The 16,154-nt window shown below is 58.6% G+C and carries 13 protein-coding genes; 6 read left to right on the top strand and 7 right to left on the bottom strand.

What is annotated here, in order from left to right; genetic code table 11:
- Nucleotides 1–24: 24 nt before the first annotated feature.
- The 3 genes from ACWJKU_RS10700 (at nt 25) to ACWJKU_RS10710 (ending at nt 4,105) form a co-directional block, all read left to right on the top strand.
- Nucleotides 25–1,242: a toxic anion resistance protein gene (locus ACWJKU_RS10700; protein ID WP_454142290.1), complete on the top strand. Its 1,218-nt coding sequence runs from the start codon at nt 25–27 to the stop codon at nt 1,240–1,242.
- A gap of 722 nt (nt 1,243–1,964) precedes the next feature.
- Nucleotides 1,965–3,392, top strand: a complete 1,428-nt coding sequence (locus ACWJKU_RS10705; protein WP_454142291.1) for a hypothetical protein — start codon at nt 1,965–1,967, stop codon at nt 3,390–3,392.
- Between the two features lie 512 nt (nt 3,393–3,904).
- Complete coding sequence (locus ACWJKU_RS10710; RefSeq protein WP_454142292.1) at nt 3,905–4,105, top strand: hypothetical protein; 201 nt, start codon at nt 3,905–3,907, stop codon at nt 4,103–4,105.
- On the opposite strand, the gene ACWJKU_RS10715 is transcribed toward ACWJKU_RS10710, so the two are convergent.
- Nucleotides 4,090–5,151 carry a glycerophosphodiester phosphodiesterase gene (locus tag ACWJKU_RS10715; RefSeq protein ID WP_454142293.1) on the bottom strand — a complete coding sequence of 354 codons (1,062 nt, stop codon included), beginning with the start codon at nt 5,149–5,151 and terminating at the stop codon, nt 4,090–4,092. The genes ACWJKU_RS10710 and ACWJKU_RS10715 overlap by 16 nt on opposite strands.
- Before the next feature lie 104 nt (nt 5,152–5,255).
- Entirely contained in the window at nt 5,256–6,578 is a 1,323-nt protein-coding gene (locus tag ACWJKU_RS10720) for a PP2C family protein-serine/threonine phosphatase (protein ID WP_454142294.1), read from the bottom strand.
- A 181-nt stretch (nt 6,579–6,759) separates the two neighbouring features.
- Between ACWJKU_RS10720 and ACWJKU_RS10725 the strand changes: the two genes are divergently transcribed.
- Entirely contained in the window at nt 6,760–7,809 is a 1,050-nt protein-coding gene (locus ACWJKU_RS10725) for a PspC domain-containing protein (protein WP_454142295.1), read from the top strand.
- A 288-nt stretch (nt 7,810–8,097) separates the two neighbouring features.
- On the opposite strand, the gene ACWJKU_RS10730 is transcribed toward ACWJKU_RS10725, so the two are convergent.
- Genes ACWJKU_RS10730 through ACWJKU_RS10740 form a run of 3 tightly spaced genes read right to left on the bottom strand, consistent with a single transcriptional unit; the run spans nt 8,098 to nt 11,691 of the window.
- Nucleotides 8,098–9,267 (bottom strand): glycosyltransferase, encoded by a 1,170-nt coding sequence (locus tag ACWJKU_RS10730; RefSeq protein ID WP_454142296.1) that lies wholly within the window; start codon nt 9,265–9,267, stop codon nt 8,098–8,100.
- Nucleotides 9,248–10,396, bottom strand: coding sequence for a GNAT family N-acetyltransferase (locus tag ACWJKU_RS10735; protein ID WP_454142297.1), 1,149 nt, complete (start codon nt 10,394–10,396; stop codon nt 9,248–9,250). Before ACWJKU_RS10735 ends, ACWJKU_RS10730 begins: the two co-directional genes overlap by 20 nt.
- The gene (locus tag ACWJKU_RS10740; RefSeq protein WP_454142298.1) at nt 10,393–11,691 is read right to left on the bottom strand and encodes a glycosyltransferase family 4 protein; all 1,299 of its coding nucleotides are present in this window, start codon (nt 11,689–11,691) and stop codon (nt 10,393–10,395) included. Before ACWJKU_RS10740 ends, ACWJKU_RS10735 begins: the two co-directional genes overlap by 4 nt.
- A gap of 586 nt (nt 11,692–12,277) precedes the next feature.
- On the opposite strand from ACWJKU_RS10740, the gene ACWJKU_RS10745 reads away from it, so the two are divergent.
- Together ACWJKU_RS10745 and ACWJKU_RS10750 are read left to right on the top strand one after the other, a co-directional pair.
- Nucleotides 12,278–12,553 carry a hypothetical protein gene (locus tag ACWJKU_RS10745; protein ID WP_454142299.1) on the top strand — a complete coding sequence of 92 codons (276 nt, stop codon included), beginning with the start codon at nt 12,278–12,280 and terminating at the stop codon, nt 12,551–12,553.
- Nucleotides 12,554–12,621: 68 nt separating this feature from the next.
- Nucleotides 12,622–13,668: a hypothetical protein gene (locus tag ACWJKU_RS10750; protein ID WP_454142300.1), complete on the top strand. Its 1,047-nt coding sequence runs from the start codon at nt 12,622–12,624 to the stop codon at nt 13,666–13,668.
- Between the two features lie 314 nt (nt 13,669–13,982).
- Here ACWJKU_RS10750 and ACWJKU_RS10755 read toward each other — a convergent pair whose 3' ends face one another.
- Together ACWJKU_RS10755 and ACWJKU_RS10760 are read right to left on the bottom strand one after the other, a co-directional pair.
- Nucleotides 13,983–14,783, bottom strand: coding sequence for a class I SAM-dependent methyltransferase (locus tag ACWJKU_RS10755; protein ID WP_454142301.1), 801 nt, complete (start codon nt 14,781–14,783; stop codon nt 13,983–13,985).
- 456 nt (nt 14,784–15,239) lie between these two features.
- A complete protein-coding gene (locus ACWJKU_RS10760) occupies nt 15,240–15,908 on the bottom strand; it encodes a polysaccharide biosynthesis/export family protein (RefSeq protein ID WP_454142302.1) in 669 nt (222 codons plus the stop codon).
- Nucleotides 15,909–16,154: the final 246 nt, after the last annotated feature.

The following is a 16,154-nucleotide window of genomic DNA, read 5'->3' on the forward strand; positions in this document are numbered from 1 at the left end:
CCGTAGTTCAATCCGGAGAAAACCATGGCCGAAGCCCCTTCGAACGACACTTTAAATTTGACTCCGCCCCAGCCGGTCCCCGAGATCGACGAGGAACAAGCGACCAGCATGGTCAAGCTGGACCAAAAAACCATCTCCAAGTTGGACGAGAAAATCGCGGAATTCCTGCAGGCCGTTCTGGCTGCCGATGTCAACGACACCGAATTCCGGGAACGGCTGTCCGGCGTGCACAACATGGGCAATCGCGAGATCAGGACCGCCGCGACGGTTTCGAACCGGCTCCTGGAACGTCCGATACGGGCCATGAACTCCGGGGTGTACGACGAGTCTTCGAACATCTCGAAATCGCTTCAGGAGCTGCGCGCAACCGTCGAGCAACTCGACCCTTCACGGCAAGGCGATCTCCTGGCGCCGCGCAAACTGCTCGGCATCATTCCGCTCGGCAGCAAGCTGAAAAATTACTTCGAGAGTTATCAGTCCGCGCAAACGCATCTGAACGCCATCATCCAGGCGCTGTACAACGGCCAGGACGAACTCCGCAAGGACAATGCCGCCTTGGAGCAGGAGAAAGTTCACGCCTGGGAGGTCATGCAACGGCTCGAACAGTATATATACGTCGGCAAGAAACTCGACGAGGCCATCGAGCGCCGCCTGCCGGAAATCGAGGCGCAAGATCCCGAGAAAGCGCGTGTCGTCCGGGAGGAGATGCTTTTTTACACCCGCCAGAAAGTTCAGGATCTGTTGACCCAGATGGCCGTGACCATCCAGGGCTATTTGTCGATGGACATGATCCGCAAGAACAACCTGGAGCTGATCAAAGGCGTCGACCGTGCCACATCGACGACCGTATCGGCGCTCCGAACCGCGGTCATCGTGGCACAGGCCCTCACCGATCAAAAGCTGGTGCTGGATCAGATTTCCGCCTTGAACACCACCACCGGCAATCTCATCGCCTCCACGTCCCGCCTCCTGAAACAGCAAGCGGCGCGCACTCACGAACAGGCCGCCAGCTCGGCCGTATCCCTAGATCAACTGAAACAGGCGTTCGAGAACATCTACGAAACCATGGACGCCATAGCGACTTACAAGACCCAAGCGCTCGGCAACATGAAACAGACCGTGGAGCTTCTGTCGCACGAGGTCGACAAGGCCAAGACCTATCTCGACCGGGTCCGCGGCGAGCAACAGGCCGAAGCCATAAAAGAATTCGAACTGGGCGGATCGGACGAGATTCGCCTTTAAAGAAGATCTGAACGAGTTGATTCCGTTCATGTCCTTCGACTCGGCTCAGGACAGGCCTGCCGAAGGACTTAATCAGAGTTCCCTCAAAGCGAACCCGGCGGCAGAAGCGCGGACTCGGAACGCAAGGCGGCGAATCGCACCGATCCGGCGCCCGCCGCTCGCTGCACTCCACGCGGGCCGTGCGACGCCGGGGCATGGCCTTCAGCGGCGTCCCGGCAAGCGACGGCCGACGCCGCAATTACGGTCCTTCCGCACCGGAAACAGGCTTTCTCGAGTCATACGAAACCCATAGGGCACCTCGAAAAACCTGCCCCGTTCAGGCTTCGACAGGCTCGGCACGAGCGGAACCGTTCGCACCGGGCGGGTCGAAGTGCACGGTTTTTCGAGATACCCCATAGTAGAAGCGCTTGACGGCCCGGCCAATAAACCTGCCCGCCTCGTCGTGATTTCAGAAACGACTGACAGCCCAAAAAACAAATTCGCGAAAGCCCCTGCCGCCTCCGAAAAGCGTCGCAAAAATCTCTCGTCCCCTGGAGAGTGTCGTAAAAGCGCTCTCTTCCGTCGGAAGACGGCCGGGATAAGGGCGGTTCGAATGGGGTTTTGTTTTCTTTGCGCACAGTAATTCTACGGGTGTTTTCGCCGTCCGGATTGTTGAATATTTCAAGGAGGAGAGCGGCTTGAACCCGCTCGGAAAACCATATCGGAATCACGAGGAAAGACTTATGGATGGAGTCGACCATATCGCCCGGAGACTTGCTCCGATATGTCTGTCAGTCGCAGGGCTGGTGTTCAGCCTGGCAGCGTTTGCCGGCGATTCTCATCAGTCCGGCAAATCGATCGAAGCCGGGACCAACACGGCTTCCTTGTCGAGACGAGATCCCGTTGTCCGGAATGCGGCCCGAATGGTCAGCCAGGGGCGGGAGATTTTCCGCTTCGATAGTTTTGGCGACGAGCAATTCTGGAGCGACGCGCTTCAGTTGCACAAGGCCATCGAAGGCGAGCGTTTCGGCGGAGTCGGCAACGGATTGACACCGCAACAAGCCTTGGATCTGGGTCTGAAGGTGGACGTAAAGGCGCTGCCGACAGCGGTCGTTCAACAACTCAAGCAAGGCGCCGTCGATCTGAACGATGCGACGGTTACCCTGACCCTGATCAAGCAGGACGCCGTGTTGGGCGTCAAGGGCACGTTCAACCCCGATGGCTCGCTCAAATCCGTCGGCCTCACCTGCGCCCTCTGCCACTCCACGGTGAACGATTCGCTCGTCCCGGGCATCGGCGAGCGCCTGGACGGATGGGCGAATCGCGATCTCAACGTCGGGGCCATCATCGCCCTCGCGCCCAACCTGCAACCGATCATCGATTTGCTGAAAGTCGTTCACCCCGACATGACCGATTCCAAGGTGCGCGACGTGCTGAAGAGCTGGGGGCCCGGCAAGTTCGATGCGGAACTCCTGCTCGACGGCAAGGCGTTCACCCCGGAAGGCAAGCCGGCTGCCACGCTGATTCCCGATGCCTTTGGACTCGCCGGCTTCAATCAGCATACCTGGACCGGCGATTGGGGAACCGTGCCTTACTGGAATGCGTTCGTGGCCGTATTGGAACTGCGTGGGGTCGGCACGTTCTTCGATCCCAGGCTGGATAACGCCGACAAGTTTCCGATAGCCGCGGCGAAAGGGTTCGGTCACATCTCCGTCGATCCGGACGAAGACAAAGTCACGCCCAAGCTGCCGGCGCTCCACGTCTATCAACTGGCCCTGCCCGCGCCCAAGCCGAAAGCCGGCGTGGACTTCGATGCGGAAGCGGCCGAACGGGGAGATGAACTGTTCGGCGGCAAAGCCAAGTGCGGCAGTTGCCACGTCGAACCGCTGTGGACCGAGCCGGGCTGGAACCTGCACACGCCCGACGAGATGAAGATCGACGGTTTCCAGGCGAATCGGGCGCCCGGCGACGCTTACAAGACGACGAACCTGGCCGGTATCTTCGTGCGCGAACGCGGTCTGTTCATGCGTCCGGAGAACAAAGGGCGCTTTTACCACGATGGCCGCTTCAAAACCTTGCTGGACGTGGTGAACAGTTACGACGAGCGTTTCCGCTTGGGTCTGAGCGACCAGGAAAAACGCGACGTGGTCGAATATCTGAAATCGTTGTAGCGACCTCGCGAGCCGGCTCAATCGGGCTCATAAAGCGCTTCTTCGCCGCAGCCGGCGGGGAAGCGCCTCAATCCGCCCGTATTCCCGCGGCTTCTTGCAAACCGATGGTCAATCCCGATCCGCTCGGCTCGCTTGACGGACCGCCTCGTCTCGCGGCACTTCGTCTTTCCGGCGCTCCCGCTCACGCCGGCCCGCTTCCGGCCGAGGGCTCCCGGAAAACTCATTCCAGTCCTTTCGGGCCGGATAAACGGGCCGGCGCCCGATCATTTTTATAAACTCGTTTTGCATATGGAGCGTTCCTTCTACCTTTTCGGTTGACGAGCTTACCCGGACAATTTGACAAGCTCGTGACGCAACGGGCTTCGTGAAACGCAAGCACGCGCCATGCGATCTCGTCCGCCAAAACCTTGTCAAAAGGTCAAAATGCCTACAGATTGTAAGTATTGGATTACAATATTGAGTTTCCTCGTCCGACTTTCATCTGAGACTACTTAAGTCAGGAGACTCAGCGCATGAGCAAACACCTGGGGCATGACCATCTTTCCGGCAATCGTTTCCAGATCGTCGACCTGGATTCGACGGCAAACACGGTGACGATACGGTACGCTCCCAATGCCTGGATGCCAGGCGCTGAACCCACGCAACGGATGTCCTGGACTGACTTCGTCCGCCATCTGATCAACGGTCATTTTGAAATCTATCGCGGAACTTGATCCGGCTGTTTTTCGTCGGCTGCACGAGCGGCGATCGCCGTATCCGGAAAATCCGAAAAAACACCGTCGACGCCCAAGTCGTAAAATTGCCGATACTCTTCCAGCGGATCGCCGCCATAGTCGCTCGCGAGATAGCGGGGTTCGTTGCGAAACGTCCAGGCGTGAACGAACAGGCCGGCGCGGTGCGCATCCCGGATTACGGAGGTCGGAGGTCCGAGTTTTTTATGAGCGTCGTCCGCCTGTGCGTCAATGCCGCCGGTTCCGGCGATACCGACGAGATAGCGCTTCCACGGCCCGATGCCGTCGGCATACGTTCCAATCTCGGCCAATCCGTCCTCGGTCAGAAGATCCGCATAGGTGCGGGGATCGCCGCTGACCGCAAAATCGTACGGCTTGCCCGCTATCACGCCGCCGTCCGGCGCAAGGCCGATGCCCTCGATGAGCTGCACGAGCCGAACCTCGGTCATTTTCCTCAAGGCCTTCAAATTGGCCGTCTCGAAGGATTGGATCACCACCGGCGCCGTTCTGCCGTTCAATCCGTGCCGCTTCAGCGTCTCAACCAGCGTTTCCTCCAGCGGCAGACCGACCGATCTGTGATAAGTGGGATGTTTGGTTTCCGGATAAATGCCGATGACGCGCCCGCTCCGCCCGCTTTCGCGCTTCGCCAGCTCGATTATTTCCTGAAGCGTCGGGATTTCGAATAGGCCGTCGAACTGCTGCGGGCGAAACGGAAGACGTTGCTTCGCGCGCAAGGTCTTTATCTCGGCAAGGGTGAAGTCATCGGCAAACCAGCCCTCCGCGCTTGCGCCATCGACGACCTTGATCGTGCGGCGGGCGGCGAACTCCGGGTGCTCGGAGACGTTCGTGGTTTCGGTGATGTTCAGCTCGTGACGCGCGATCAGCACGCCGTCCTTGGTGGAGACCAGATCGGGTTCGACGAAATCCGCTCCCTGCTCGATCGCGAGTTTATAGGCGGCCAAGGTGTGTTCGGGCAAATAGCCGCTAGCCCCGCGGTGGGCGATGACGACCGGCGGCTCCCCGGTCAACGTGGAGAATCTAGAATGACGCGCGCAGCCGGTCATAAGCAGAAAGCAACATAGGCCATATCCAAACCACAGGATCGTTTTCGAACATGCGCCGTCCGGCCCGCTCAAGGGCGTCGCTCGGGTTTGCCGGGCAGGATATCGCCGATTTCCACGGCCACCAAACAGACATCGTCTTCGAATTGTCCCCTGGACGAAAAGTCGCGAACGCCGTCGATCAGCGCCTGAACCAAACCCTCGCCCGATTGTTGCGTGCTTGCCGCCGCCAACGCGAGCAGGCGCTCCCGACCCAGAATATCATCCTCCTTTCCCCGGACTTCGAACAGCCCATCGGTAAACAGCAAGACCGCGTCTTGCGCCTTCGACGGGGCGCTTCCGGTGCGATAGGTCACGTCGGATTTCACGCCCAGTACGCCGCCGTTGCTCGACTGCACACAGTCCAGGTATACGGCGCGTCCGGCTCTCCGGGACAGGTGGATGGGACAAGGGTGTCCGGCATTGGCGTAACGAAGCTCGCCGGCTCCGACATCGATCACCAGCGAAAAAGCGGACGCAAACGTGGAAAGGCTGCTGCCTTTCAATATCCCGCAGAAACTTTGGTTCAGCGCCGTGAGGAACCGCCCCGGATCGCTGGCCGCATCGCTATGATCTTGAATCAGCGCCCGCATCATGGCCATCACCAAAGCGGCCTGCACGCCGTGTCCCATGACGTCGGCGATCAGAATGGCGATGGCGCTGTCGGAAACCGGAAAAACCTCGAAAAAGTCGCCGCTCACCAAACCGAGAGGCGCATAGCGGCTGGACACGCGCACGATACTGGCCTCCGGCGCGACGCCGGGAGGAATGGTCGGCATGGCTCGCGGCAACATGGCCGATTGCACCTCGCGGGCCATGCGCAGGTCTTCCGTCAATTGCTGATTGCGCCGGCTGATTTCGGCCTGCTTCCGCTCCAATTGCATGATGCTCTCCGTCAGCAGCCGGGTTTGCAGGCGGACCAGCGTCTGTACCGAAATGAGCCCCAGAAACGTGCCCCTATCGTCCGCCAGCAGCACGTCCTGATTGAAGCTTGTTCCGGTCCGCGAAAACACGCGCCGAAGCACGTCGACCCAGAGTTGCCCGGTATCGATCAGTAAAGGTTGCGCGACCAGATGATCGCGGACCGGCGCCTTTGCGAACAGCGAGTATCCGTACTGCGAGCCTAGCCGCATGCCGATCTCGTAGCGCGCGCACAAACCGATTATCCGTTTCTTGTCCAATACCGCCATGAAAGCGACATCGGCCTGCCGAAACTTCTCGTACACGCTGGCCAAAGGCTCATCGTGCTGAACGCAAACTCTGTGATCGACCAAAGTCTGCCAATCGACGCTCGCCATCTCGGAGACCGGTTCGGCGAGGCCGATCGGATTCCTTCCTGTGTCCATATCGCTCATCGCCGGTATTTCCGCACTTCGCGCTCCGGCTCATGACGCGCTATCTTACCCGAATCGAACCGCGTCATCGCGCCGAATGCCCAGGTCTATCCATCCGCTTCGCCGGCCGGCGTTTCGGGATTCGAAACTTTCCGGCCGGTTTTCGCTCGAAGTGTCGACTTCTCGTTTAGAATCTGACCTCATGCCGAATATGGACTATCCGAATACCGCTAATCCGTTCCGACCGCTCCAGAAAATGAGTTCCAGCCCCAAACTCCAACGCAACCGCCAGCGGCGCCGGCTGGGCGGCGTCTGCGCGGGAATCGCGGATTATCTCGGCGTCGACGTCACCCTGGTGCGCTTTCTGTTCGTCTTGTCGGTGTTCTTTTCGTTCAGCCTGACGATGTGGATTTATCTGGCGCTTTGGGCTTTGCTGCCGGCCGGAACCGAAACGCCGATGCCGGAGGTCTCCTGGCGCCTGTCGCGAGAACTCAGGCGGACCGAAAAGCTGGTCCGCAAAGCCCATCGCCGGTTGCCGGCGCCGATCGCGGACCAGATTCAGGAAACCTTTGACGTCATCAAGATCATTGCACCCCATTTCGAGGGTATCGGTCTCGCGCCGAGAACGATCGATTCGCTGAGGGAACGGGCCTTGCTGCGGTTTCCGTCCATCCTGAAACAAATGCTGTCTTTCCCCGTAAACCTGCCTCCGTTCAAACGCGCCGAAATCGAGTTGGCTGAACTCAAAGGTGAGTTGCAACGCGCCGCGAACGAATTGATCGATCAGGAAATACGCCGGACCGCGGGCGATGCCGACAGGGTTTCGCCGCAGGTCAAGTTATGGAAAGAACGGCTCGCTCCCTTGAGAGAGACTTTGCGCGAACGGGTTGACGAAAACACGTTGCTCACATTGCAGCATATCGAGGAAAAACTGACGTTTCTCATGGAGCGGACCGACGGCGGCAACGACCTGTTCGACCTGACACCTTTCGAAGTGCGCAAGATCGCCTTCGATTATCTGCCCGATACCGTCAACCAATATCTGCAACTGCCGCCGGCCTTGGTCCGCTCGCAACGGTTGAGCGGCGGCAAGACCGCCGAAGAAGCGCTGAACGATCAATTGAACCTGCTCGATCGCGCCTTGCACGACCTCGCGAAGAGCCTCTTCGAAAAAGACGCTCAGGGTTTATTGGTGCACGGGCGATTCCTCAAGGAAAAATTCGCCGGGCAATCGCTCCGGCTGCCGGAGTGAGCGGCGCTGTCGGCGCGGGCAGCGGCGCCCTACCCGCATATTTCATCATCCCGCATCTGAGCGCAAATCGGGGATGCGGGCTAGCCGAAAGCGGCGACAAGGGACTCCGCGCATTCAATCAGCGGCCACCCGCAGAGCGAGCGGTAGCTGATTCGCCTGCGGGGCGCACCCCGCTTCAAACTACCCGCCGCCTAAGGCGGCTTCCTTTTCGACCGTAAAATGCGAAATAAGTAGCGATGAAAACGCTCTAGCCATCGAAGCGTTTTTCGATGCCGCGCCCCGATCCGGTCATGCACCGGATATTGCGGCATGGGGCTTTCTCAAAAGTTCTCCATAAAGAGTTTCCAGCTTCCGAACCTGGTTCCGAACGTTGAAACGCGCCTCAACGATGTTGCGCCCGCCCCGGGCCAATTTCCGAGCTTCACCGGAATCGCGCAGCAGGCGGATACAGGCGTCGGCCAGGCCGGGTGCGTCGGCGGGAGGAACCAGCAAGCCGTTCTTGCCGGGTTCTATCATTTCGGGAACTCCGCCGACGTCGCTCGCAACGATGGGCAACCCGCTCGCCATCGCTTCCGCCAACACCGTCGGAAGCACATCGCCAAGCGTCGGAAGCGCGAAAAGATCGCTGCTTCCCAACAACTCCGGAATGTCTTTGCGGGCGCCGGCAAAGATCACCCGGTCCGCGACATTGCAGGCGGCGGCGAGCGATTTCAATGCGCTTTCATAGGGTCCGGCGCCGACGACCAGATAATAGGCGTTCGGCACGGCTTTCAGGACATCGGGCCAGGCTTCGATCAGGTACTGAATGCCCTTTTCCCGGCGCAGCACAGCAACCGTCGCGACCACGGCCGCTTTGTCCGGCATTCCGAGGCTGTTGCGCACGGAAAGCCGGCCGCTGCCGTCGCTCGGACAAAAGGATCGGGTATCGACGCCGTTGTAAAGTATCGAAATCCTTTCCGAAGGCAAGCGCCCCTCCGACGCGGCATGGTTGCCGACGGCCTCGGAGACGGCGATGACCTTGTCGTGAAAGTGTCTCAGCGAAAACCACACGAGTCGGCCTCTGCGGGCTTCCCGGATACTGGCGTTGGCGTAGGCGAAGGTATGCAGGGTATGCACCGCCGGGATGCCGACGACTCTGGCGGCGATGCCGCCGTGTACCGCGACCGTTTCCAGTTGCGTGTGCACCAGGTCGATCCGGTGCCGTCGCAGATAGCGCACGAGCGACAGGATGCCCACGACATCGCGGATGCGCGGAGCCGGTATCAGATCCACCGGTATACCCAGCCGCTCGATCTCGGCGGCAATGGGATTTCCGTCTCGCACCCGTAAAACGCAAACGCGAGGCTCATATCGGTTCGGATCGAGATGTTGCAGATAATTGACCAACATCCTCTCGGCCCCGCCCATGCCGAGAGAATCGATCAGAAACAACACGCGGTCAGGATGCGGATTTGGCATGGCCGTTTCCCCAGCTCAAATTGGCTTTCAGGGCGCGGCGTCCCTTGCGGGCCAGCCCGTACCCCCGGAGCACCGTGCGGCCCAGCAGACTCGACGCGATCCACAAGCGCCGATCCGTTCTCGCCGTGGAGGTCCATAACGACTTGTAGGATTCCTCGCCGCGAAGAAAGTCGAATTCGCGAGCGCCTTCGGCGATCGCCTCCCGCACCGCGTGCAGCATGATCAAGGCGCCCGGGCTGCAATCGCTCCAGGCGGGATCGTAGCCCGACTGGTAAAAGCTGAATATGCCGCCGAACCTGTAGCAATAGATGGCGGCAATCGTCTGCTCGCCGACGGTCAACAGATACAGGCGAAGCCAGCCTTTTTCCAGCAAGCGCTCGGCAACTTCGGCGTGAAAGCCGACGGCCTGTTTTTGCGCGAAAGCACCGGCATTGCCTTTCTGTCGTTGTCTGGACTGGTGCAGACGCACGAGTTCGCCCAGGGCATGCGGAAGTTCGGTCTTGCTCCGGATGGCCCGATAGCCAACCGGCGCCTTGGCGCGGGCCTGGAGCCGCTTGGCCTTGCGGTTGAAATTGTATCGGCTTTGTTTGCCGATCGAGGTCCAATAACCGTCCCACGTCGCGGGGAGAGCAAGATAAGGGCAGACCGAATCGACCGCCATGTGGCTGGCGTCGGAGCGTTGCCCGATCTCGCCGAGCAAGGCCTCGATGAAGGCCGAGTTCGAGCTCATGGCGTCGAGCCGAACGAAATCGTGCCGGGCCGGCATCCCGATCAGGCCGTCGACGAACCGCGGAACGACGGTATCGTTGCAGTCCGGCGCTATGATCGCGTCGAGATGATCGATGACCCGGTCGCTCGCCATGAACGATAATTGCCGCGCGCGCAGGCCGTAGAGATTGAGCGTGCGCGAGGCCAGCGGCAACAATCCGACGAGCCGGCCGTCGCTCCCCCTGCGGGCCGTCATCACCCAGGGCTTGAAACGGCTTCGGCCAAAGTGGGCCCACCATGCCGATATCCACTCCCAGGTGAGAAATACGTTTTCCAGCCCGGAGGCTTCGAGCAGGGCATTCCACTCCGGCGCCAGCGCAAGAAACCCCTCTTCGGATCGAACGATCTCGATATTCATCATCGCAGCGCCGTCCCGACTTTGGCCGCCGGCGAAGCCGGTTTTTCGCGCGCGGCCGGCCCCGAGGCGATTTTCTCGAGCACCGTCAGCATTTCCCCGGCTATGGCATTCCAGTCGTACAGCTTTTCGGCGATCGCCTTGGCATTGTCGCCCATCGCTCCGGCAAGATCCGGGTTCGCCAAAATCTTGCCGATGGCTTCCGCCAGCGCCGGTGGCGAAGCGGGCGGCACGAGAAAGCCCGTTTCCCCTTCCTTTACCACCTCCGGGAAATTGCCGACCGAGGTCGCGACGATCGGCCGGCCGAAAGCGTGGGCAATCATCAGTGGTCCGCTCTGGGTGGCGCTCAGATAAGGAAAGACCACAACCGTGGCGAGGCGCATCAGCTCGCTCACCTCTTGGATGGGAATGTAGCGAATGTCGAAAATCACGCGCGGCGCTATGCCGAGGTCGACGGCGAGCCTCCGTAATTCGGACACGTCGACCGATTGCGTGGGATAGCCTGCGATCACCAGCTTGGCCCGATACTCGTCGTTTTCATCGACCAGGGCAAAGGCGCGGAGCAGATCGGGAACGCCCTTGCTCACTCTGAGATTGCCGAAGAACAGGACCACCCGGTCGGAAGCCTCGATGCCGTAGCGCTCGGCCGCGCCGGTCTGCCGCGCCTGGCTGAAGAACAGGCTGGAAACCCCGTGCCGGATGATATGAACGCGCTCGGGAGGAATCTTGAGCTCGGCCAGGAAGCGGTTCCGGTTGATTTCGCCGTGAATGAACACGGCGGAGAACGCTTTATATACCCTCTTTTCGAAAAAATCCGTCACCCGATCGATCAGGGCATTGAGCCGGGACAAACTCGGATCGCGAAATTCATATTCATGGCACACATCCGCCAGGACCAGTCCGCGACGCTCGAGTCGCCGAAGAAAAAGCGATACTCCCGGAAAATAAAACCTTCCGAGAAGAATGACGTCGGGATTTTCGACGATAAGCTCGTTCGTCAGGCGCCCCCACTGACGCAGCAACCGGACAAACCGCAACACTCTTCGGCCGGTCCACGAAAGCCGGCGCCAGGCTTTCGCCGCCCCGCCGGGCGACGGCTCCGGCACGCCGCGCGAGCCGACGCCTTTCCACAGGCGCATTTTCTTTTGGATACGGAAATTATGCGGATAGCCGCCGAGTTCATAGTCGCTCGTGGTCACTAACGTGACGTCCGCTCCCGCATTCGCAAGCCCGGTGCATAGCTCATAGGCATAATGCACCAGCCCTCCCTGGCCCGTAGGCTCGACCACGAATATCCTCATGTGTCTTCCCTGCCCGTTTATGAATGGGTGTTCGGCGATTCCCTTATAGCCGCAATCCGCTCAAAAACGACTTGTCCCGACCTCTTGTGTCGCCGCCCTCTAGTGCAAGGCGCACGGATTGATTCGTCGCTCTCAGGCGACCCGACGATTCAATGGTTCTTCCGGGGCGTTTTCGGCGCCGTTCCGCTCCCTCCAGTGTCCCCGATTTCGCTCCGGACGGCTGTCATTTCGGTTAGAGCCGATCTCGGTACAGGACCGGGCCTCTGTCGCAGATCGGCGTCGAATAATACGTAATTCTACCTACCCAGGAGCCTCCAAAAATCGATATACCAGTGCAGGCTCTAGGTTTGGCAGATGTTGGCACGACATATGCTTACATCGGCAGCACAAGTGACGAGCGATGCCCTACAACAAAATTGATTTCATTTCAAGCGATTTGTTCACCTTAGCTTGAAAGATTGAAACGTTAAACATGCTTGCCTTTGTGCGCCCTAAACAATCGGCGATCTCGGATATCCGAGCCCGCGAGCGGAGCACTGCTCCGCCAATAGAGCGGCGCGTTCGGATCCATTCGATCGACCCAGTCATGAATATCATCGACGTTCGCCTTTCATCGAACGCGGCCGATGCCGTTTTCATCACCGGGCCATTCGAATCGCCGTACCTGGACACAAGGGGTTCAGCCATAGCCGACAACATCGGGGACGCTCGTACTTTTGGAAAACAAATGGAACTGCTTGAACAGCCGGTAGTTCGACCAACGCTGAACCTGTCAGGAACGATGGAGTTGGTCCCAGGGACGCTAAAGCCGGGAGTCGGCGGCGGATCTTTCGAAAAGCCGTCGACGCCAAGGCTTCCATAACCTGGTCTGGCGGCCGAAATCCGCCAGACCTCGAAATTAATAGCGTGAAAAATCCCACGGGAGAAAACATGAAATCCGTAAACTCTTACCTTCCTTCAGCCAAGTACGCCGAAAACCGAAACACCGACAGCCGCGGCCGCAAAATGCTCCGCACAGCCGCTTACGGCCTGTCGTTAGCGGCCACCGTGGCCATGAGCCAGTCAGCCGGAGCAGCCGACTATGTCCGCCCGTTCGGCGCGAACGCGCCGTGGAACAAGCCGGTCGCCGGGCTGCCGCGCCATCCCCAGTCCGCCGTGTTGTCCGACCGGCTCTGGAAATATTCGCCGGCTCGAGAGGGCAACTTCAACCTGTCCTTCAGCGGTTACACCTACCCGGTGTATCTGGCCACCGACGCCCAGGGTTCTTACACCGTCCAAGCCTCGATGGGTAACCTCAACGGCACCAAGATCCCCTGGAATCCGAACTGGAAACCGGCCACCGGCTCCGACGGCCAGGTGATCATCCTCGACCCCGCCAGCGGGCGCGAATGGAATCTCTGGCAGGTCAGCGTCAACGGCTCCGCCATCCGCATCTCGAACGGCAATCTGGTGCCGGGCTCCTACTGGACCAAGGAAGACGGCTTCAAAGGCTCGCGCGGCTGCGGCATTCAATATCAGGCCATGCTGGTTCGCCCCGAGGAAATCGCCCAGGGCAAGATCGAGCATGCCTTGTCGATGCCGAGCCGGAATACCGCCAAGACATTCGTCGCTCCCGCCATCAAATCGGACGGCCGCGTGACCCAGAACGGCATGCCGATGGGCACCCGGTTTGCGCTGAACATCACCGACGCGGAAATCGACGCCTGGGTGCAATCGCTGCCGAGCCAACTGTCCGACCAGACCCGGCGGGCGGCCCGAGTCATCGCCGTGGCGATGCGGGATTACGGCTGGTTCGTCACCGATACGGCCGGCGGCGCCCACTTCCAGTTCGAGGATAACGCCACCGCGCAAAGCAAATGGCGAGCGCTCGGCCTGGGAACCCAATTCATCAACTACAAAAACTATCCCACCGACCTGCTGGACGGCTTGATCACCAAAGAGCGCATCTACGCGATCGCGCCCAGCGATCAATACTAACGGGCACAGAAAGCTTTGAGCTTCCGCTTCACGGGGTGAAGCCGCTCGTCTGCTTCACCTCATCGAAACGGTTCCGAGCCCATTGAGAGATTTCGCCTCTTTCAAGACCCTCTTGCGAGAGGCGAATATCGATACCACCCGGGCTCAGCACTTCTCGCCCCGAAGCTCGACATTATTTCAGGCGCCGGCGTTTTCACGGCACGGATGATCGCCGATTCGAGCCGGCTCGGCACAAACGAAATCGATCGATCCGGTGGGAACCGTTCGCACCGGGCGGGTCGAAGTGCACGGTTTTTCGAGATGCCCAAAAGCATTCACTTTTCCAGCAAAATCGTCACATAGCACACATATCGCCTGAGGAATTTGAATTTCAGGAGCATTTGCTCCAGCGGTATCAGCCACGAATACCTATCTCCCAGAAAACTGCTTTCCCTGAATTCGACATGAGAGAAGTACTTTTCGAACGTACGGATATCCGAATAAGTCAACGGCCTGTCGGTACCGACTTCTTTTTCAATATAATTGTGCTTGATGTAGCGATATAGATTAATGATCGGGTTATGAGCCATAGGCTCGCAGAATGCCGCCCGCCCTCCTTTCTTTAAAACACGAGCGACCTCGGAGAGGCTTTCGTCCAATCTTACGTGATGAATGATTGCGTTACCGAATATGTAATCGAACGTTTCGCTTTCGTAGGGCAGATTCTCAAAATCGGCAACCCTGCACGTGAGATTGCCGATTCGATTGTGATGGATATACTGCCGGGCAACGGCAATCCGCCCTTCCGATATGTCGAAAGCGCTGACGCTTTCGGCCTTCGTTGCCAACAACAAGGCGGTCCATCCGTTTCCGCAACCGCAATCCAAAACCTTGACTCCAGGCTTGCCGATTCCGCTGAAAAACGAATGAACCGGCTTGAGAATTCCGTTTTTCGAAAAAACCTCGTCATACGTTCCGTCAAGCCGCCAATCCTGCTGAGATTGCAGCGTCTGAACCGCTTTTTCATCCCATTTCTTTTTTTCGACGTCGTATCGGGATATGTTTGCCTTGCTTGAAATATTATCCATATGAATTCCAAGATTGTTGAACATCCCAAAACACGCCGCCCTTGCCAAGGATTCGGCGCACAAAACGAGTCGACTCCGACCGAATATCGGCTGGCCAATGAATACTGAAAATTCGATTCAATCGCCCAAGTTTCACATCAAGCTAACCAATATTATGCAGACGTAATCCGGCTCCACAAAACCCGTACGATTACGGATGCCTCCGCCACTAAAACCGAGATTTCAATCCCTTGTAATAGCTTTACCCTATCCCGTAAAGCGCGCGACGCGAGCCGCCATGATCTTGGACGAACCGAAAAAATCGGAGGGCCGAATTCGATAGATATATCCTCGAACCCGATTCAGGTCCGAGGATATATTCCGCACATCGGCGTGAAGCGTGAAAAACGATTTTTTCACGATTTCGCCACGAGCCTATTCCTACAGCGCGAGACGAAAATGGTGTTCGATCGTGAATGCGAATTGTCCGAGATCGCCCCCGATGCTGGGCGCGCTTCTCGAATCTCAAAATAACGGAATAAAAAGACCGTTGATCATCAGTATCTTTCGAATGTCATCCATGAAATTCGCAGCCTCGGCCACACCTCGCTTGGGCACATAAACCACATCGGTAGGCTGAAGCAGAAATTCCGAATCGCTCAACGAGCCGTCAAGAATGTCCTCCACGTCGACTTGATGCGTAATCGGTTGGTTGTTCGGCCCTTTTCGGATGACGCTGACGTCGCTGAGATCGGCGGACGCCAGGTATCCCCCGGCCTCGTCGATGGCCTGAAGGACCCCGATTTGGGTTCTTATGGGAATGAATCCCGGTTTTGCGACATCTCCCGCCAAATAGACTTTCGGCTCCGTAATCGTCCGAACGAGCACCGTGACAGCCGGATCTTTAAGCTCGCCGGCATAGGCTTTCGTCAGAACCTCGTCGAGCTGGGCCGGAGTTTGCCCGGCCGCTTGCACATCATCGACGAGCTGGAGAGAAACCTTGCCGTCAGGCCGGACCACTACCGACTCGTTGAATTCAGGGGTATAAAAAAATTTCACGTCCAGTTGATCGCCGGGTTGAATGATGTAATTGGACGGAATTTGCTGGCTGTTTTCCGCCTCGGCCAGTGCGATACCGGGATCGATGGTCCGGTTAACAGCACACCCCTGGCTGCCGACAATCGCTAACAGCACGGCGAGCCATGCGAACCGACTGGAGATTGCTTTGCGCCGTCGCGCAATATTGCTGACTACGTTCATAACATCCTGCCCGTTAAGTAAGTCCATGTTTTACAAAAAACAGTCCATGATCGGACACCTCATCGATTGGCCGCAGATATCTGCGGCGACACCGGCGATCTCTTATCGACGGGACATTCGCCGAACATGTCCCTTTCGGTAAAAACCGACTCGGCGCCGCCATTCGGGCGTCTCGAAAAA

The sequence above is a fragment of the Methylocaldum sp. MU1018 genome (assembly GCF_053646775.1).

Excerpts from the sequence above, each read along its gene's own strand:
- ACWJKU_RS10710 (WP_454142292.1), top strand. The coding sequence starts at position 3,905 with ATGAGCAAACACCTGGGGCATGACCATCTTTCCGGCAATCGTTTCCAG.
- ACWJKU_RS10720 (WP_454142294.1), bottom strand. The coding sequence starts at position 6,578 with ATGAGCGATATGGACACAGGAAGGAATCCGATCGGCCTCGCCGAACCG.
- ACWJKU_RS10735 (WP_454142297.1), bottom strand. The coding sequence starts at position 10,396 with ATGATGAATATCGAGATCGTTCGATCCGAAGAGGGGTTTCTTGCGCTG.
- ACWJKU_RS10725 (WP_454142295.1), top strand. The coding sequence starts at position 6,760 with ATGCCGAATATGGACTATCCGAATACCGCTAATCCGTTCCGACCGCTC.
- ACWJKU_RS10730 (WP_454142296.1), bottom strand. The coding sequence starts at position 9,267 with ATGCCAAATCCGCATCCTGACCGCGTGTTGTTTCTGATCGATTCTCTC.
- ACWJKU_RS10705 (WP_454142291.1), top strand. The coding sequence starts at position 1,965 with ATGGATGGAGTCGACCATATCGCCCGGAGACTTGCTCCGATATGTCTG.
- ACWJKU_RS10740 (WP_454142298.1), bottom strand. The coding sequence starts at position 11,691 with ATGAGGATATTCGTGGTCGAGCCTACGGGCCAGGGAGGGCTGGTGCAT.
- ACWJKU_RS10750 (WP_454142300.1), top strand. The coding sequence starts at position 12,622 with ATGAAATCCGTAAACTCTTACCTTCCTTCAGCCAAGTACGCCGAAAAC.
- ACWJKU_RS10700 (WP_454142290.1), top strand. The coding sequence starts at position 25 with ATGGCCGAAGCCCCTTCGAACGACACTTTAAATTTGACTCCGCCCCAG.
- ACWJKU_RS10745 (WP_454142299.1), top strand. The coding sequence starts at position 12,278 with ATGAATATCATCGACGTTCGCCTTTCATCGAACGCGGCCGATGCCGTT.